21 protein-coding genes and 1 pseudogene are annotated in these 18,242 nt (G+C 52.2%); 21 read left to right on the forward strand and 1 reads right to left on the reverse strand.

Annotated features, from left to right (window positions below; all coding sequences use genetic code 11):
• The first annotated feature begins 81 nt into the window (after window positions 1-81).
• The 17 genes from fakB to GJ1_RS01855 all read left to right on the forward strand — a co-directional run bounded on the left by fakB (window position 82) and on the right by GJ1_RS01855 (window position 15,046).
• Window positions 82-927, forward strand: a complete 846-nt coding sequence (fakB, locus tag GJ1_RS01775) for a DegV family protein (RefSeq protein WP_066227634.1) — start codon at window positions 82-84, stop codon at window positions 925-927.
• 561 nt (window positions 928-1,488) lie between these two features.
• Window positions 1,489-2,862 carry an ATP-dependent helicase ComFA gene (locus GJ1_RS01780; RefSeq protein ID WP_066227637.1) on the forward strand — a complete coding sequence of 458 codons (1,374 nt, stop codon included), beginning with the start codon at window positions 1,489-1,491 and terminating at the stop codon, window positions 2,860-2,862.
• Window positions 2,859-3,551: a ComFC family protein gene (locus tag GJ1_RS01785; protein ID WP_066227639.1), complete on the forward strand. Its 693-nt coding sequence runs from the start codon at window positions 2,859-2,861 to the stop codon at window positions 3,549-3,551. The genes GJ1_RS01780 and GJ1_RS01785 overlap by 4 nt, the downstream gene beginning before the upstream one ends.
• A 392-nt stretch (window positions 3,552-3,943) precedes the next feature.
• Window positions 3,944-6,154: a hypothetical protein gene (locus GJ1_RS01790; RefSeq protein WP_066227642.1), complete on the forward strand. Its 2,211-nt coding sequence runs from the start codon at window positions 3,944-3,946 to the stop codon at window positions 6,152-6,154.
• Window positions 6,151-6,447: an EscU/YscU/HrcU family type III secretion system export apparatus switch protein gene (locus GJ1_RS01795; RefSeq protein ID WP_066227645.1), complete on the forward strand. Its 297-nt coding sequence runs from the start codon at window positions 6,151-6,153 to the stop codon at window positions 6,445-6,447. Before GJ1_RS01790 ends, GJ1_RS01795 begins: the two co-directional genes overlap by 4 nt.
• Before the next feature lie 56 nt (window positions 6,448-6,503).
• Window positions 6,504-6,926, forward strand: a complete 423-nt coding sequence (gene fliS / locus GJ1_RS01800) for a flagellar export chaperone FliS (protein WP_066227648.1) — start codon at window positions 6,504-6,506, stop codon at window positions 6,924-6,926.
• A 22-nt stretch (window positions 6,927-6,948) separates the two neighbouring features.
• On the forward strand, window positions 6,949-7,776 hold the full coding sequence (locus GJ1_RS01805; protein ID WP_066227653.1) for a flagellin N-terminal helical domain-containing protein: 828 nt from the start codon (window positions 6,949-6,951) through the stop codon (window positions 7,774-7,776).
• 79 nt (window positions 7,777-7,855) lie between these two features.
• The gene (locus GJ1_RS01810; protein ID WP_066227655.1) at window positions 7,856-8,293 is read left to right on the forward strand and encodes a YaaR family protein; all 438 of its coding nucleotides are present in this window, start codon (window positions 7,856-7,858) and stop codon (window positions 8,291-8,293) included.
• Between the two features lie 133 nt (window positions 8,294-8,426).
• The gene (locus GJ1_RS01815; RefSeq protein ID WP_066227861.1) at window positions 8,427-8,837 is read left to right on the forward strand and encodes a TIGR03826 family flagellar region protein; all 411 of its coding nucleotides are present in this window, start codon (window positions 8,427-8,429) and stop codon (window positions 8,835-8,837) included.
• A 71-nt stretch (window positions 8,838-8,908) separates the two neighbouring features.
• Window positions 8,909-9,175 carry a flagellar biosynthesis anti-sigma factor FlgM gene (gene flgM, locus GJ1_RS01820; RefSeq protein ID WP_066227658.1) on the forward strand — a complete coding sequence of 89 codons (267 nt, stop codon included), beginning with the start codon at window positions 8,909-8,911 and terminating at the stop codon, window positions 9,173-9,175.
• A 15-nt stretch (window positions 9,176-9,190) separates the two neighbouring features.
• The gene (locus tag GJ1_RS01825) at window positions 9,191-9,658 is read left to right on the forward strand and encodes a flagellar protein FlgN (protein WP_066227864.1); all 468 of its coding nucleotides are present in this window, start codon (window positions 9,191-9,193) and stop codon (window positions 9,656-9,658) included.
• Between the two features lie 11 nt (window positions 9,659-9,669).
• Window positions 9,670-11,265, forward strand: coding sequence for a flagellar hook-associated protein FlgK (flgK, locus tag GJ1_RS01830; RefSeq protein WP_066227660.1), 1,596 nt, complete (start codon window positions 9,670-9,672; stop codon window positions 11,263-11,265).
• Window positions 11,266-11,274: 9 nt separating this feature from the next.
• On the forward strand, window positions 11,275-12,168 hold the full coding sequence (gene flgL / locus GJ1_RS01835) for a flagellar hook-associated protein FlgL (protein WP_066227663.1): 894 nt from the start codon (window positions 11,275-11,277) through the stop codon (window positions 12,166-12,168).
• Window positions 12,169-12,211: 43 nt separating this feature from the next.
• A complete protein-coding gene (locus GJ1_RS01840) occupies window positions 12,212-12,766 on the forward strand; it encodes a DUF6470 family protein (protein WP_066227666.1) in 555 nt (184 codons plus the stop codon).
• A 21-nt stretch (window positions 12,767-12,787) separates the two neighbouring features.
• A complete protein-coding gene (fliW, locus tag GJ1_RS01845; RefSeq protein WP_066227669.1) occupies window positions 12,788-13,222 on the forward strand; it encodes a flagellar assembly protein FliW in 435 nt (144 codons plus the stop codon).
• Between the two features lie 13 nt (window positions 13,223-13,235).
• A complete protein-coding gene (gene csrA, locus GJ1_RS01850; protein ID WP_066227676.1) occupies window positions 13,236-13,475 on the forward strand; it encodes a carbon storage regulator CsrA in 240 nt (79 codons plus the stop codon).
• A 200-nt stretch (window positions 13,476-13,675) separates the two neighbouring features.
• Window positions 13,676-15,046: a flagellin N-terminal helical domain-containing protein gene (locus GJ1_RS01855; protein ID WP_066227680.1), complete on the forward strand. Its 1,371-nt coding sequence runs from the start codon at window positions 13,676-13,678 to the stop codon at window positions 15,044-15,046.
• 449 nt (window positions 15,047-15,495) lie between these two features.
• On the opposite strand, the gene GJ1_RS01860 is transcribed toward GJ1_RS01855, so the two are convergent.
• Complete coding sequence (locus tag GJ1_RS01860) at window positions 15,496-15,921, reverse strand: hypothetical protein (RefSeq protein ID WP_157068342.1); 426 nt, start codon at window positions 15,919-15,921, stop codon at window positions 15,496-15,498.
• Between GJ1_RS01860 and GJ1_RS01865 the strand changes: the two are divergent.
• The 4 genes and pseudogenes from GJ1_RS01865 to flaG all read left to right on the forward strand — a co-directional run.
• A pseudogene (locus GJ1_RS01865) lies at window positions 15,920-16,612 on the forward strand (DegT/DnrJ/EryC1/StrS family aminotransferase); the annotation flags it as partial. The gene GJ1_RS01860 and the pseudogene GJ1_RS01865 sit on opposite strands and share 2 nt — an antisense overlap.
• A 240-nt stretch (window positions 16,613-16,852) precedes the next feature.
• Window positions 16,853-17,095: a hypothetical protein gene (locus GJ1_RS17500; protein WP_083509916.1), complete on the forward strand. Its 243-nt coding sequence runs from the start codon at window positions 16,853-16,855 to the stop codon at window positions 17,093-17,095.
• A 32-nt stretch (window positions 17,096-17,127) separates the two neighbouring features.
• The gene (locus GJ1_RS01870) at window positions 17,128-17,574 is read left to right on the forward strand and encodes a hypothetical protein (RefSeq protein WP_245629323.1); all 447 of its coding nucleotides are present in this window, start codon (window positions 17,128-17,130) and stop codon (window positions 17,572-17,574) included.
• A 307-nt stretch (window positions 17,575-17,881) separates the two neighbouring features.
• The gene (flaG, locus tag GJ1_RS01875) at window positions 17,882-18,241 is read left to right on the forward strand and encodes a flagellar protein FlaG (RefSeq protein ID WP_066227688.1); all 360 of its coding nucleotides are present in this window, start codon (window positions 17,882-17,884) and stop codon (window positions 18,239-18,241) included.
• Window position 18,242 lies beyond the last annotated feature (1 nt).

Here is an 18,242-nt window from a genome sequence, read left to right on the forward strand (position 1 = left end):
CTCATTTGGATTGGTAGTAGTGGGCGTGTCTCCTTTTTGGTATAATGGAAGAAAATCCGAAATCAGGAAGGAATGGCGCCCGTGAAAACTGCGATTGTCACTGACAGCACGGCCTACTTGCCGAAAGAGGTGCGCGAGAGGCTTGGCATTCGTTTGATTCCGCTCAGCGTCATTTTCGGGGATGAGGCGTATCGTGAAGAAGTTGATATGACGGCGGATGAATTTTTCGCCAAAATCAAGCAGCACCCGGCGTTGCCGACGACTTCCCAGCCGTCGGTCGGCGAGTTCGTTGACTTGTTCACTGCCATTCGCGAGGAAGGGTATGACGCCGTCATCAGCATCCACCTATCGAGCGGCATCAGCGGCACGTACCAAGGGGCGGTCACTGCAGGAACAATGGTGGATGGCTTGCGCGTCTACGCGTACGACTCAGAAATCAGCTGCATGGCGCAAGGGTTTTACGCCATCGAAGCGGCTGAAATGGCGCAGGCGGGGCGGTCTCCAGAAGACATCATCGCCCGATTGGACGCCATCAAACGGACGTTGCGCGCCTACTTTATGGTCGACGACTTGGCCCACTTGCAGCGCGGCGGGCGGCTGTCGGGCGCCCAAGCGTTCATCGGCGGCCTCCTGCAGATCAAGCCGCTCCTCCATTTTGAGAACAAAGTGATCGTGCCGTTTGAAAAAATCCGCACGCGCAAAAAGGCGGTGAAACGCATCGAGGAATTGTTCGCTGAAGACGCGGACAAAGGCGTGCCGCTTAAAGCCGCCATCATCCACGCCAACCAGCCCGACGAGGCGAGCCGTTGGCGCGACGAACTGTCTGCTCGCTACCCGCACGTCGAATTTTGGATCAGCTATTTCGGCCCGGTCATCGCCACGCACGTCGGCGAAGGCGCGCTTGGGCTGACGTGGTATCAGACGTAATGGCTGCGACGAGTCCGGAGGCGGATCCTTGGGTCGTGCACAGCCATCAGCCGTAATCTGTCGCCAGGCGGTGCCGTTTTCAAGAATCGTTTCTGTTCGCACCGCCTGGCGCGGCCGATCGGCCGCTTGATTTTGTTCGTTTGCGGCGTTGTTTCTGTAGGAAAGTACGCAGCTTTCAGCCGTTGAGTTCATTCCCAATTGGAGGGCGAAACGCGCTCATGGACGCTTTCTGCCGATTTTTCGCTTCTGCTATGGCCTCGCTTGCTTTGTTTCGTCCGCCTCGGCAATGTATGTTAACGGTTCGCCTTCCTCTCTCTTTTGTCCTCATCACGCTCTTTCTTCGCTAGACGGTTTTTCTTGTCAACGTTTTGTTCTGGGCCGTTGCTCATCGATGTGCAGGCGTTGGCCAGTTCATTTTTTTAAAAGTCGTCATCGTGATTGCCTTTCTTGGTAGTACATTGTCGAGCGGTCTCTTGTCTTCGGGAATGTTGTCAATATTTCCTCGGGAATGTTGTCGAAAAACGTTGCATCCACATCGTTTCCGCGAAGGAGGAATGTTCATTGAATGTTTCCCCGCTTCTATCGTTTCTGCAAGGGTTCCGTCTTCCGAGGGAGCAGCTCCCGTTTTCCGAAAACGAAATCGAAGACGCCTTGCGCGCTGGATGGCTCGGCGAACAGCCCGGATTGACCCGAACGCCTCGCAGCTGGCGCTGTATGCGCTGCGGGAATGACGACCCGCTTCGTTTCGCTTCGTTTCCGTGCGCCCGCTGTGGAAAGAATTGCGTCTATTGCCGCAAATGTTTGTCAATGGGGCGGATCAGCGCTTGCACCCGCCTTGCGCACGTGTCACTTCCGCTTCCGTTCGAGCGGCACGAGGCGCCGCTTGCTTGGCAGGGAGAGCTATCCCCTGCTCAAGCGGAAGCCGCTATGGCCGTGCAACAAGCAGTATTGGATAGTCGTGAACTGATTGTTTGGGCCGTATGCGGTGCGGGGAAAACCGAGATATTGTTTCCCGCCATCGCCGCCGCGCTTGAGAAGGGCTGGCGCGTCTGCCTTGCCACGCCGCGGACCGATGTCGTCCGCGAGCTCGCCCCGCGCTTCCGCCAAGCGTTCCCGCGCGTTCCGCTCGCCGTGTGGCATGGCGGAAGCGACGAGCGCGGGCGGATTGCTTCCTTGGTTCTCTCCACCACCCACCAGTTGCTGCGGGCCTACCGCGTCTTTGACGTCATGATCGTCGATGAAGTCGACGCCTTCCCATACTCGGTCGAGCCGATGCTCGAATACGCCGTCAGTCAAGCGCGGAAAGAACAGGCGAGCCTCATTTATCTAACCGCCACCCCATCCCGCGCTTGGCAGCGCGACATCGCGCGCGGCAAGCGGCAAGCCGCCGTCATCCCCGCCCGCTACCACGGCCGTCCGCTTCCTGTCCCCGCGTTCGAATGGTGCGGAAACTGGCGCAAACAGCTCGAACGCGGCCGCTTGCCCGAAAATGTCCTCTCGTGGGTTCTCCACCGTCTGGAGCAAAGAAAACAAGCGTTTTTGTTCGTCCCCCATATCGATGAGCTCGAAGCCGTCACCCGCATCTTGCAGCGCGTCGATTCCCGCATCGTCGGCGTTCATGCCGAAGCCCCAGATCGTGCGGAACATGTTCAGGCGTTTCGCGATGGGCGCGTTCCGTTGTTGGTGACAACGACGATCCTTGAGCGCGGGGTGACGGTGCCGAACATCGATGTCGCGGTTCTCGGCGCTGAAGACCGCATCTTCACGGAAAGCGCCCTTGTGCAAATCGCTGGCCGCGTCGGTCGAAGCGCCGCGTTTCCCGATGGGGATGTCCGCTTTTTTCATCACGGAAAAACGCAGGAGATGGTGCGAGCGCGCCGCCACATCATCCGCATGAATGAAGAAGCGCGAAAAAGGGGGCTGTTGCGTACATGAACTGCCTTCTGTGCCATTCTCCATACAATCCAATTACAAATTGGCGCCAGCTTCTTTTCCTTGAAGACCCCGACGTTCTTTGCCCGCGCTGCCGCGGGTCGTTCAAACTCATTGACGGCCGACTTTGTGAGATATGCGGCCGCCTGCTTGAGGAGGCGGCGCCATCGCTGTGCGCCGATTGCCTCCGTTGGCAGGAAGATGAACAGTGGGGGAGGGTGCTCGTGAAAAACCGATCCGTATACACGTATAACGACTGGATGAAGGATGTCATCGCCTTATGGAAATTCCGCGGCGATTACGTGATCGTCGAGGCGTTCCGCCACCCGTTTGCCCGTGCGTTTGCCGAACATTTCGGCCGCGGCTGGCACGTTGTTCCGATCCCGTTAAGCCCCGAACGCCTGTGTGAGCGCGGCTTCAACCAAGCAGAAGCGCTCGCTTGTTTGCTTCCATTCCCATCTTTTCCTTGGCTCGCCCGCCGGCATTCAGAGAAACAATCGAAAAAATCGCGCCGAGAGCGGATGGAGACGGACAACCCGTTTTTTCTCCCGGGCCATCCGCCGCTAGCTGGGAAGCGAATCGTTCTGATCGATGACATTTATACAACGGGCATCACCGTCCGCCACGCCGCCCGCGTTTTGCTTGGGGCAGGGGCGGCCGAGGTGGGGGCGCTGACGCTTGTGCGGGCGTGAGAGAGACAAACATGTCTCGGCATACGACGCACGATGGGAGGTTTTGAGGAGCGCGCGCTTAGAAGGCTGGTGATTTCACCAAATATGCGGCTTCACAGTGTTTCTTAATGAGAAACCTTGTCACATCTGTTTCTTTTTTCGCACGATCACCAATCTATCAGGGGAAACCGTTATTTTTCATCAGTTCCTTAGGCGAGTGATGGATCAAGCGGTCACTATGCGTTTCGCGGGTAGTTTGGCGGACACAGGACCGAACACAACATCTTTTTTGCCCGATTCCATGTGGCTGACATGTTTAACGTGGGAGCTTTCTCAGTTGAAGACCATAAACATTTGGGCGAAACGTGCCGATATAAACAGTAGCAACCGAATTGAGCGGAAGGTGAATGGGGATGGAAATTCGCGGTGTGTTCATGGGACGTACGATCGCGGTTTCGGAACAGCCGTTGCAACAAGGCCAAACATACGAGGCAGCGATCAAAGAAGTCAAAGGCGGCGAAGCAGTCGTAAACATCAAAGGGACAGACGTGCGTGTTTGGACGGAAGGCACGTGGCCGGAGGAAGGGCGCGCAACGATCAAGATTGTCGGTGAACAAGACGGACTTCCTGTGGCGCGAATCGTTCCCCGCCCGCAACAAGAAGCGGCCGAACGGGCGATTCGCCCCGTTGTTTCTGAACCGTTGTCCCCTGAATGGAAACAAGTCGAATCTTGGTTGCAAAAACAAGGACAGCCGCTCACGAAAGAGGTCCTTTCCACGTTGCGGATGTTTTTCGCGGAAGCTCCGGGCACAGTAGAACAAAAATTGGACACCGTCCGCGCTGTCATGAATAAACAGTTGGAACTAACAAGCACTCACCTTGCCGCTGTTCACGAGGCATTGCATGGACAATCGTTTGGCGAGCAGTTGTTGGCCATTGCCAACACACTGGATCCAACATTTACGTTGGCCAGCCAAGAACAACAAAGCATGGCGGAGGAAGCCGCATTTGGACGCCGCATAGGCGCGACAGCGGATGTTTCAGGTGGGATAGAAAAACCCCAACAAACGCGCGAACAAGTGTTGTTTCAACGTTTGGCCGCCCTGCTGTTGGAACAGCGTGCAGAGGACATGGGGGGTGGTGAGGAACGGCTCGTCTTCTCTCCGGCACCAAGTGGAGCGACGGACAATGCGGGCCACTTTGCCCAGCAGATCGAGCAGTTGCATGAAGCTGTTCGCCGGGCGATCAAGCTGTTGAAGCAAGAACCTCATTTAGAAAAAGCGTTGAGTGCGGTTCAGACAGAGATCGGAGAGGCGATCCGGGCTCATCCTCACTGGGGGCAGACACTCGCTGAGGCATTGGCCAAAGCACGGGAATTTGTGGGAAAAGGAAGGGAGTTTGCCGCAAGGAAAACGGTGCTTGAAACATTGAGCGAAATGGAAGTGTCACTCTCTTCGCCGACGAACGATCGCCCGTTTGACGATGCATGGCAAACGAGCTTGCCGCTCGAAACAAAAGATGTTCTCGTGCGAACGGTGACGAAAAAAATGGCGCAGGCCGCTCGTGATTTTCAAACGGTCAAACGCGACGTGATGCGCCAATTAGAAACAACGCTCAAGCTGGCGGAAACAAGCGGGCCCGCCGCCCGCCTGCAGGCGAAATCGATGGTGGAGGCGATAATCAAACAGCTCGACAACGCCATTTTAAAAAGCGACATCATGCTGTTTACCGATATGACCACGGAAAAGCAGCTGATGAAAGCAAGCTCTGAACTGACCGAGGCGAAAAAGCGGCTCCAACAAGGAGACGTGGCCGGAGCGCGGAAAATCGTGAGCGATGTGAAGAACATGTTGTCCACTCTCGTGTTTAAACCGTCTGATGTGGAAGTGAAACACTTTGTGGTGGGACAAAGCGGGATGCAGCTGGATCCATCTAAAGCGTTTCTTGAGCAAGTGAACCGAGTGATGCGTCCGCCGGCTGATGGGCCATCGGCGCGGCACTTGTTTGACGCAATTCGCCGATTGGGCTTGACGCATGAGTACGAGGCGGCCCAATCGCTCGCATTAAACGGCAACGAGGAGAGAGCAGCTCCCATCAATATGAAAGAGGCGCTGTTGCGGATGGCGCAAAGCGGAAATGAATCGGTCGCGCGGCAGGCCGAACAGGTGTTGACGAATTTGACCGGCCAGCAGCTGCTCAATAAATGGGACGTTGGGGCAGGCGTGCAAAGCTTTTTTTTCTCCTTGCCGCTGTTATGGCACAACGAAGTGCGGAACGTCAACGTGTATGTCAACGCTCGCCAAGATGGCGAGCGAATCGACTGGGAAAACTGCCAGTTGTATTTCTTGCTGGAAACAAAGAAACTTGGAGATCTTGGCATTTTGCTTCAAGCCAATGAACGAAACTTGTCGATCACCCTTCGCAACGACCGCGATGATTTTGCCGAAAAAGCAAAGCCCTTTCTTGATGTGGCAAAAGAGAGATTGGAAGAAATCGGCTACCACGTCACAGGGATCAACGTGACGAGGCTGACCAATGACATAGAGAAGAAAGGAGAACAGGTGGCGCCCTCGGTTCCCCCATATCGAGCATTCACCGAAAGAGGGTATGATATCACGATATGATGACAGCGTATTTCAATCAAAAGAAGCGAAAAACAATGAGCGGCCCGACAGCGGCGGTCATCCGCTATCACGAAGCGAGCGGCCAGGCGCCGACATTGATTGCTCAAGGGAGCGGACGGGTGGCGCAAAAAATCATTGAACTGGCGAAACAGCACCACGTTCCTATTCAAGAAGATCCGCTGCTCGTGCAAAACTTGCTTCAGCTTGATCTTGGCGACCGCATCCCGCCGCAGTTGTACGCGGTGATTGCCGAAATTTTGATTTTGATTGAGGAAATTGAAAAAAATGATTAAACATGGTCAACTCATCGCCGATATAAATGGGAGAGGGCAAATGGGGGTGCACGGCGTTGGATTTTTTAACGGAAGAGTGGATTTATCAAAAAAACTCGCAGCAGTTGACGGCGTTGTTATATGAGGGGCTCATCGAATGCTTGGAAGAAGCCATTACGGCCATTGAACAAAAAGACCATTGGAGAGCGAACAAACAGTTGCAAAAAGGAAACGACATCCTCCACCGCCTCGGCGTTGGCTTGCGCTATGATGCCGGCATTATCGCTCATCAGTTGGATGCGCTCTATAACTATATGGCAGATCGCCTGATTGAGGCAAATATGAAAAAAGACGCCAAGATTGTTCGGGAAGTGCTGCAGCTAACCACCACGATCGCCACGGCGTGGAACGAGGCTCTGAAAAGCGGCGCCTCCTCCACGAAGACGGCGCTCAAGCCAAAAACAGCAGCCTACGAACAGTTTGTTGCATATGAGGAATAAAAAGAAAGAGGAGCGGATGTTCATGCGGATCAACCATAACATTCAGGCGCTGAACGCTTATCGCAACTTAGCTGCCAACCAAGCAAGCATTTCGAAAAACTTGGAGCGCCTCTCGTCCGGTCTGCGCATCAACCGTGCGGCTGACGATGCAGCTGGGCTGGCCATCTCGGAAAAAATGCGCTCGCAAATCCGTGGCTTGCAAATGGCGGAACGGAACGCCCTCGACGCGATCTCGTTGATCCAAACGGCGGAAGGGGCGTTAAACGAAGTCCACAGCATTCTTCAACGGATGCGGGAGCTTGCCGTGCAGGCGGCGAACGGGACGAACCAAGATACCGATCGCGAGGCGCTTGACAGCGAGTTTCAGCAGTTGATTGAAGAAATTGATCGTATCGGGCAAGATACGCAATTTAACAAAATGAATATTCTTGCTGCTGATCAAAATATCGATATTCAACTCGGAGCCAACAACGGGCAAACGTTGACATTATCTTGGAAACAGCAGTTAAAAGGCTCCCTTGGCGAGGACGCTGCAGACATTAGCAATTTAAATATTAAAACGGTTACTAATGCCCAGAATGCGATCACGACATTGGATAATGCCATCATCTCTGTATCCAAATCCCGCTCTAAGATGGGGGCTTATCAAAACCGCCTCGAGCATACGATCAACAACTTAACGACTGCCAATGAAAACTTAACGGCCGCCGAATCCCGCATCCGCGATACGGATATGGCGATGGAGATGGCCGAGTTTACGAAAAACAACATTTTGACCCAGGCGGCGCAGGCGATGCTGGCCCAATCGAACCAGCTGCCGCAAGGAATTTTGCAGTTGCTGAAAAGCTAATGCTACACTGGGCGGGGCAAGAAAGCCTCGCCCTTTTCCTATCGTTATGCGATAATGGTAGTAACGAGAGGTGATCGCGATGGAAGTGCAAAAGGTGACGCGCGCTGGGTTAGCGAACGTCAATCGCAAAGAGGAACCGGTGATGGAATCGGTGTCGTTTACCGAAGTGATGGCGAAAACGCGCCGCGATGTCATGTGGGAGCGCATCAACGAACAAGTCCGGCAAATTGAGGAGCAAGGAAAAAAGCTCGCCGAATCGCGGACGGTTGAAGATTTGCACAAATATAAGCAGCTCGTCAAGTCGTTTTTGGACGACGCGGTGAAAAACGGCCTCCAGCTCGAGGAACAACGTGGATTCAGCCGCGGCGGCCGGGCGCGAATTTATAAACTTGTGAAAGAAGTTGACCAAAAATTGATCGAGCTGACGAACGAAGTGCTGCAAAAAGAGCAGCGCGGGCTTGAGGTTTTGCGGCTCGTTGGTGAGATTCAAGGACTGATCATCAACATCTATACATGACCCATCGGCAGGCTGAAACGCCTCCATTGGCCATAGTGAGTCCAACATGCTACTGTGCGGCCGCATGAAAAAGCAGGAGAGCTTATATGATCAGACCAAGCCGTTTGATGTCGACAATCGGGAGGGGAAGACGATGGCGGAGTTGGCCAATTGCGCGAAGTGCGGGCGGTTGTTTGTCAAACACTCTGTCCGCGACGTATGTGAATCGTGCTATCAAGAGGAAGAGAGGCAGTTTGAGCGCGTCTACGCGTTTTTGCGCAAGCGGGAAAACCGCACGGCGACGATGGCGCAAGTCGTCGAAGCGACGGGCGTGGAGGAGAAGCTGATCATCAAATGGATTCGCGCGGGGCGGCTGCAGCTCGTCCATTTCCCGAACCTCGGCTACCCGTGCGATTCCTGCGGGGCGATCATCCGCGAAGGACGGCTGTGTGCGAGGTGTCTAAGCCAGCTGCAAGCCGATTTGCGCCGGACAGAGGCAGAAACGGAAAAAGAAGCCCGCTCCCGCCATGCCACTTATTACACCCAAGACCATCAAGAACGCTAAACATTTCCGCCAATTTTCCGATATAAATAGTAGTGCGAAGCGAAGAGCATCGGTCAAGCGAGGTGAACGAAATGAAAATCCATCATATCGGCCCGATGAGCGTCAATCCATACCAGCGCCAGCTCGCAAAAACAGAGCGGCTGGCGGCGGGGAAGGCGTCTAGCGATAAAGTGGAAATTTCGAAAGAAGCGAAAGAGCTGCAAGAAGCGGCAGGCTGGGAACAGGCGCGGCAGGCGAAACTCGAAGAGCTGCGGCAACAAATTGAAAGCGGCACATACCAAGTCGACCCGAAGGCGGTCGCGAAGCGGATGATCGACTATTACCGAAACAACCGATAAAGGAAGCGGGTCATGATGACGTTTACGACGCTCATCCGTCTTTTGCGGGCGCACATCGAGCTGCATGAAAGCTTGTTGGCGCTTTCGCGGCGGAAAACGGAAGCATTGAAGAAAAACGATATCGAGGCGCTGTCGGCCTTGCTTGCGGACGAGCAAAAACATATATTGGCCATTCGCCAACTCGAAGAACGGCGGCAGCGCTGGCTGAAGGAGGTGCTCGGCGACGAGGCGGCGACCGTCGTCCGATGCATCACCATGGCAAAAGGCAAGGAGCGCGAGGAGCTAAGCGAGTGCCATAAGCGGCTCAAAGCGACGGTGGAAGCGGTGGCCGAGGTGAATGAGTTGAATCGTCAGCTCATTGAGCAGTCGCTTCAGTTTGTCACCGCCATGATCGAGACGTTCGCTCCGACGCCGTCCACTTACAGCCGCACGCAACAATACACGCCGACGCCTGAGCGCCCGCTGTTTGAATCAAAAGCGTAAGGAGGGGAACAATGCTCTCGACATTCCATGGCCTTGAAGCCGCCCGGCGCGCTATGATGGCCCAACAAGCCGCCTTGTACACGACAGGGCATAACATCGCCAACGCCAATACGGAAGGGTACACACGACAGCGCGTCCAATTGCGGCCGACGCCGCCGTTCCCAACGCCTGGGCTCAACCACCCGAACATCCCTGGGCAAATGGGGACAGGGGTCGAAGCGTCGTCGGTTGAACGGGTGCGCGAATACTTTTTGGACGTCCAATACCGCGGCGAAAACAGCAAACTCGGCTATTGGGAAGCGCGGGCTGATGCGGTCGCTAAAATGGAAGATATTATGAACGAACCGTCCGACAGCGGACTGGCGAAAACGATGGACCAGTTTTGGCAAGCCCTCCAAGACTTGAGCACCCATCCGGAGAACGAAGGAGCGCGCTCCGTCGTCCGCCAGCGCGGATTGGCAGTTGTGGAGACGTTCCATTACTTGTCCAATTCACTCACGCAAATCCGTGAGGACATCGGTTCGCAAATCGGGGTGGCGGTGACGGAAATCAACTCCCTTTTGCGCCAAATCAGCGCCTTAAACGAACGAATTGCCGAAATCGAGCCGAATGGCTATTTGCCCAACGACTTGTATGATGAGCGCGATCGATTGATCGACCAGCTGTCGCAGTTCGTCGATATACAAGTCGAAAAACATCCGGTCGGCGGCAACGCCTCGCCCGCGGCGGAAGGAATATATGATGTCTATATGTTAAACGGCAATGAAAAAGTATATCTCGTGCAAGGGCGCACCTCCTCGGCCGTGTCGTTCCCGGACGGCAGCGATGTCGACGGCGATGGCGTGAAGGAAATGCCTCCTAATACGGGGGTGGGGAACATCACGATCGGCGCGAACACTGTCGCGTTTTCCTCCCTCCCGAACGGCAAACTGCGCGGGCTGATCGAAGGATATGGCTACCAAAACGGAACAGATGCCAACGGCCAACCGATCATCAAGGGGCTTTATCCCGACATGCTCGCCAATCTGGACAAGCTCGCCTACACGTTCGGCACCTTGTTCAACAACGTGCATCAACAAGGCTACGGCCTGAACGGAAGCACGAATCACCTGTTTTTTGCCGGGCTGGGCGGGGTGAACGGCGCGGCGAAAACGATCACGCTCGCAGCCGACATAGACGATTTAGCGAACATCGCCGCGGCGACGAAAAGCGGGGAGTCGGGAAATGGCAACAATGCCATCAATCTGGCCAACGTCCGCAGCCTGCTTTTGTCCAATGCAACCGTTTCGCTGCAAGACGGAATATCGGTCGACCTTGCATCGCTTAGCCTGCCGCTTTCCTCGGGAACGGTCGAAACGAACTACCAAGGCTGGATCGGGCAGCTTGGCGTTGACGGCGAACAGGCGAATCGAATGAAAAGCAACAGCGAAACGCTGCGCCAGTCGGTTGAAGAAAAGCGCCAGTCGGTGAGCTCGGTGTCGCTTGACGAAGAGATGATGAACATGATCAAATTCCAGCACGCCTACAACGCCGCGGCAAGGCAAATCACGGTGATTGACGAAATGCTCGATAAAATCATCAACGGCATGGGCGTGGTTGGAAGGTAGGTGGATATCATGCGCATCACGCAAAGCATGTTAGCGAACAATATGCTTAAACAAATCAGTCGAAGCTACGAGAATTTAGACAAATACCAAACCCAACTGTCGACGGGGAAAAAAATCACCCGTCCGTCCGACGATCCGGTCGTGGCGATGAAAGGGATCGCCTATCGCTCGAATTTGGCGGAAGTCGAGCAGTTCAAACGCAATTTTTCCGAAGCGTACAACTGGGTGGAGAACTCCGATTCCGCGCTCGATAAGGCGACGCAGGTGCTGCAGCGCATCCGCGAGCTCGTCGTTCAGGCGAGCAACGATACGTACGAAGAAACGCAGCGCCAGGCGATCGCCAAAGAAGTGCGGCAGCTGACGGAGCATTTGGTGACGATCGCCAATACGAAAGTCGGCGACAAATACATTTTCAACGGCGCGAAAACGACCGAACCGCCAGTCAAGGTGAATGCCGATGGCACGATTTCGGTGTCGACGAATGATCAACAGTTGAACATCGAGCTGGCCAAAGGCATTTACATCCCGGTCAACATTCCTCCTAGTGCGGCGTTTGGGGCAGGCAGCGGATTGTTTTCCGACTTGCAAAATTTGGCCGCTTCATTGGAAAATTCAAGCACGACAGGGGATGACCTAACGGGCTATTTAGACAAGCTCGACACCCATCTCACCAACTTGCTCGGTGTCCGCTCTGAACTTGGTGCGCGCATGAATCGGATCGAGCTGATGGAAGACCGCATCGACAGCCAACAAGTGATCGCGGAAAAAATGCTGTCGGACAACGAAGACGTCGATCTCGAAAAAGTCATCACCGACTTAAAAACGCAAGAAAGCGTCCACCGCGCGGCGTTGGCGGTCGGCGCGCGCGTCATCCAGCCGACATTGGTCGACTTTTTGCGCTAAGCTAGCTTCCCGCTAGCTTTTTTTCACCGAAAGGAGGAAGAAGATGCGCATTTCGCAGCTCAGGATGGAAGCGACGTACGCCAAGCTGGCGATCTCAACCGTTCCTGCAAAGCTTGACATCACCCAGCCGCCAGCTGAGGTGACGATCGAACAGCCGCCTGCCGAAATGAGCGTCACTTCTATTCCCGCGCGCTTGACGATCGACCAGTCGCTGGCATGGGCGGCGGTGAACAACAAGCACGTGTTCCAGTTGATCAAAGACGCCGCCGATCGCGGGCGCCAAGCGGTGCTTGATTACATCGAGCGCGCCGCCGTCCAAGGCGATGAGCTCATGCGCATTGAAAACGGCGGCGATCCGCTCGCCGATCAAGCCGCGGCCAACAGCGAAGGCTCCCCGTTCGAGTTTAACATCGCCCTCGTCCCGCCGCCGTTTAGCGTGAAGGTGGACTACGAACCCGGGCAGCTCGACATCGACTGGCACATCCAAAAGCCGCGCATTGCCGTGAACACGCATGCGCCGATCATCCGTTACCAACAAGGAACGGTCAAGATCGATCTCGCCCAGCGCCCGTCGCTTCACATAGACGTCGTCATTTGACGAAAACAGGAGGAACAAGCCATGAACATCGACACGAAATACCACGGAACGATGGCGGTGAACGAACAAGACATCATCCGCTTCCCCCACGGCCTGCCCGGATTCGCGGACGAGAAGCGGTTCGTCCTTCTCCCGCTCGCCGACACGCCGTTTGTCATCTTGCAGTCGGTCGACACGCCTGCCCTTGGGTTTGTGTTAATTGAGCCGTTTTCGTACTTTCCAGCGTACGAATTTGAACTCGACGAGGCAACGGTCGAACAGCTCGGCATCGAAAGCGAACGCGACGTCGCGGTGTACGTCATCCTCACCGTCGCCGAACCGTTCCACGAGACAACGGCCAACTTGCAGGCGCCGGTGGTCATCAACGTCCGAAAACGAACTGGCAAGCAAGTGATCTTAACCAACACCCCATACAAAACGAAACATCGCCTCTTCCCGGAAAAAGTGGCGACGTAAAGGAGGCGGCCCGATGCTTGTCTTAACGCGCAAAATCAAAGAAGCGATCCAAATCGGCGATGACATCGAAATCACCGTCCTCGCCATTCAAGGCGATCAGGTGAAGCTCGGCATCAACGCTCCAAAACATATCGACATCCACCGCAAAGAAGTGTATCTTGCCATCCAAGCGGAAAACAACGCTGCCTCCGAAGCGTCCGAAACGTCGCTTGCCGAACTGACCGCCAAGCTGAAACAATGGAACACCTCATAAACGAATCAGGCGCCCAAGCGGCGCTTTTTTTGTCACCATCGACAAAAAATTTAAATTTCCCTATTAAACTTCCAAAAAACGCGCCGATATAAAAAGTGAACGCGGCATAGCGAAGAAAGGCGGCCGACTTTCTTCCTATCCGCGGAATCTATCATTCCACAAGGACGTGGAAGAAAAATCATTTCAAGGAGGAAGAGAACATGAGAATCAACCACAACATCGCGGCGTTGAATACGTATCGCCAACTGACGATCGGTCAAGGCGCCGCAGCGAAAAACATGGAAAAACTGTCTTCCGGTCTGCGCATTAACCGTGCGGGCGATGACGCAGCAGGCTTGGCCATCTCGGAAAAAATGAGAGGGCAAATTCGTGGGTTGGAGCAAGCAAGCCGCAATGCGCAGGATGGGATCTCGTTGATCCAAACGGCAGAGGGTGCGTTGAATGAAACACATGCGATTTTGCAGCGGATGAGGGAGCTCGCAGTACAAGCTTCCAACGATACTAATACAGCAGATGATCGGGCAGAGATTCAAAAAGAAATCGATCAATTAGTGTCGGAAATTGACCGAATTTCTACCGACACGGAATTTAACACTAAAAAATTGTTAAATGGTGATATGGGCAAGGTAGCAACTAAAACGGGTGGTACGGCTGTTTTAACTAACCTACAGGCTACCGGTGCTGATTTAGATAGCGGTAACTATACTATTACATTAACAAATACTGGTACAGATACAATTACTGTAACATCAGGTGCAACAGCCGTAACTACCTCCACGATTCAAGATAACATTAGTGTGGCTAGTGGAGCAACTATTAAATATGGACAATACACATTAAACGTAACAAACTACAATAGCTCAGCTAATACAGCTGATTTCGAATTAATCGGTCCAGACGGGACAACTACTAGGGTTACAGGTTCTTCTACAAATTCAGGTACATTGAATATCGGCGGGCTTGCAATTGATGTAGGGACGGAGAATATTATTGGAAATGGTACAGTTAAGTTTACCTTGTCTGCAAATGGACTGGATATAGATTTATCTGGAGATAAGACGGTGAACTTAGCTACATTTAACTATACTGGTGGGACGATTAATCTTGGAGGATTTGAGTTTGAGTTGTTAACCAATCATGGCTCGACGGGTGATACTGCTAGTTATACTGTTGTGAATAATGCTGTTAAATTTCATATTGGTGCAAACTCTGATCAAAGTACTCAATTAGCCATTAACAATATGAGTTCAACTGCATTAGGCGTCAACGGTATCAACGTAACCAACCAGACTGGTGCTAACACAGCGATTACTACGATTGATAATGCTATTCAGCGTGTATCGTCGGAGCGTTCTAAACTGGGGGCAGTTCAAAATAGATTAGAACACACGATTAACAATTTAGGAACTGCTGCGGAAAACTTGACAGCGTCTGAATCCCGCATCCGCGACGTCGACATGGCGAAAGAAATGATGGAATTTACGAAAAACAACATTTTGGCGCAAGCGGCGCAAGCGATGTTGGCTCAAGCAAATAGCCAGCCGCAAGGAGTATTGCAGTTATTAAGATAACGGCTGGATATTTGCAGGGCGTCTTAGCTGGAAACGGCTAAGAGGATCACTGGGTGAATTGCTGGGACCCCCTAAAGCTTTCCTTGCCACAACGTAGCTGGAAACGGCAGGCGTGACGGCTTGAAAAAAGGAAAGATGCAACAATGGGCAACCAGCAGCCAAGCTCCTGTCCCGAAAGGGTGGAGAAGGTTCAACGACTAGGACATACCACCTAAGGCGAAACGCTATGGTGATGAAGTCCGTAGGGGAGGCAAGCGCCGAACCGAAGCGCCCAGCCCTTCGCCAGCGGCAAGCTGGAAAGGTGAAGATGTAGTCTACACAACGTTCGAAAGACGTTGAGGCATGGCAAGCCAACCAACAACCACAAGGAGTATTGCAATTGCTTCGTTAATCATAGCGAAACGCAAAGAGACCTTAGGTTATCTAGGGTCTCTTTTTTCATGAACACCTTATTTATCTTTTATCTCTCTCCATTTATACACAACAGACCAATAGCTTCTTTGCAGAGCGTCTGCGATTTCTTGGATCGTAGCTCCTTTTTGCTTCATTTCTTTCAATAACCGTATTTCTTCAATGGAATATGGTTTCACGCGCTCGGTGCTGCTAACGAAAATATCGAAATCCGGAAGCTTGCTTTTCCATTTGCGTTTCTCTGCTTTAAGTCGTTCGTTCCAGTTGGTTTTGTAATACATAGAAGGGCAGTCATGAATAACAGGGGCGATCGTTTCAAGAAAGTGGAACGTATCTTTGACCGATGTCGTTTTTAAAATACTGCCTTGGCCATCGGGACGTTTGCTTAAGCGAAACGTGATGCCGAAATGAGTAAAAATGTGGTTCTGTAATTGTTGCAGTTCATGGGGCGGGTAGCATTGCAAGGATGCCGCCCATTCTTTAGGAGCTTGTTATAAAGGAAAAAAAGTAGGCTCGTTAGCAGATATGACGATGTTCAGCTTTCATCCTGTCAAGCCTATTACGACGGGTGAGGGTGGCGTTATTGTCACTGATCATGAAGAATACTACCTTAAATTAAAACGTTTTCGTACGCATGGGATTACAACGGAGAATGTAAGAAAGAATGAAGGGCCTTGGTATTATGAGATGGTGGATCTTGGCTACAATTACCGAATGACGGATGTGCAGGCAGCGCTCGGGCTTAGCCAATTGACAAAGCTTGATGCATTTGTGCAGAAACGGCGGGAAATTGCCGCGATGTATCATGAGGCGTTTTCTCGCATTCCTGGGGTGCGCATTCCTTATCAGCTTCCGTATGTGGACTCAAGCTGGCATTTATACGTGCTTCAGTTGCAATTAGAGAATTTTCGGGTGGGACGCAAAGAGATATTTGAAGCGTTGCGGGCAGAAAATATCGGAGTGCACGTTCATTACATTCCGGTTTATTTTCACCCTTATTATCAACAATTAGGATATAAGAAAGGAATTTGCCCGGTTGCGGAAAAGTGGTATGAAGCGGTGTTAACGATTCCCCTTTTTCCGAAAATGAGCGAATATGATATTCGAACAGTTATGGAAGGGGTGAACAAAGTGCTCTCCTTTTATCGAAAATAACGAGGTTTGCCACCTCGTTTTCATTTTACGGAAGCAGCTTTCTGAGTTTTATTGGTGATCACGGCAGGAAGTTGCTATGGGAATGGAGAAAGTAAAAATACGGTTTCATGATTTAGGTATCGTTAAGGATTTTGGCCTCAGGTTATCAGGGGCAATATCGTCCTTGTTGTCAGGTTATCTTGTTCATTTCAAAACGTATGTTCATAATGAAAATAAAGACTGTTGCGTGGAGGTTGTATCATGTCTGGCAAAGAAAAGGTCGTTCATTTTAAATACTTGTTTCCCGATGACTATAATCCTGTCTACGTCAATGGGGCGCACGGCGGAATTTCTCCGCAGGGGGAGATTGTTGTGAACTTTTATTTTGAACGCCGTCCTTTGCCTCCCGTGCAGGGAAGTCTTCATCTACTGGGATCGATGGGTATTTTTGTTTGCCGAAACCCCAAGCAGTCCGTGCCCGTTTCCCCGTTTCGAAGCCATTGATTCGGGGAACAGTGGGAGAGGAATATGTTCGGTTGTCTGACGTTGAGGAAACAACAACGCCGATGAAAACGGCGATATGGCGAAATGAGCATTCTTTTGGACGGGTGACGCCGTTTATTTATGACCAAGTGCGAAAGGCAGAAAACATAGCCAAACTGCAAGCCATCAGAGAACTGGGGAACGATTGGAATGGAAATGGAGCGGATCCATTTTCCGATAAATTGATTGAGAAGGTCTTCAGTGTGATTCACACGGTCATTAAGCAGCCGAAGTTGTTCCCTACAGCGCGGGATAGCATTCAGCTTGAATTTGAAAAAGAAAATGGAGATTACTTGGAGCTTGAACTTTTTGAAAACAACATCAATATTTTTATTTCATATGCAGATGGGCGTGAAATGGAAACATCGATCCCATACGATGTGCGGGAGATCAATCGAATCATTGTTGACTTTTATGAAACTGCTCTAAAAGGACGGTGAAAAACGACTATGTTTGCCAAATCGATGGAGTTCGTCGGGAAATAAGAGCTGATTTTACAAGAGTTCTCAATTTGAGAAGAGCTGGTTTTGAACTGCTTTTTCTCATTAAATCACCGGCCTTCTAAATGCTCCACCCCCAACGTACTCATCTCCTTTGCTTTTCGCTGCCTTTCATTATACATCGAATTTCTCGGGAAGTTCACTTTTCTTTTTATCCATTGCATTTGTCTGCTTCGGCCTCTTCACACTTCCTGCATTTCATCCGATATAAACGGTAGAAAGCGTCTAAAACAAAGGAGCGGGTCGTATGACGATTGAACGGGTGTCTTCTTCTTTCCTTTCATATGAACCGACGCGAACCGAGCAGGTGAATCCAAAAGCCGAACTCTCGGCGGCGCGGCCGCAGGAGGCAGAGGCGTCGTCTCCTCTTGAGAGGCTGCCATCGGAGGAAACGCTTGAGAAAGTGGTCAACGGTTTGAATGAGTTGGTGCAGCCAAGCCATACGTCGGTTCGGTTTGAGCTGCATAAAGAGTTGAACGAGTATTACGTGCAAGTAATCGATGAAAAGACGCATGAGGTGATCCGCGAAATTCCGCCGAAAAAGCTGTTGGATATGTACGCGGCGATGATGGAGTTTGTCGGGCTTTTAGTGGATAAAAAAATTTAAC

Source organism: Geobacillus jurassicus NBRC 107829 (assembly GCF_001544315.1).
Taxonomy (GTDB): Bacteria; Bacillota; Bacilli; order Bacillales; family Anoxybacillaceae; genus Geobacillus; species Geobacillus jurassicus.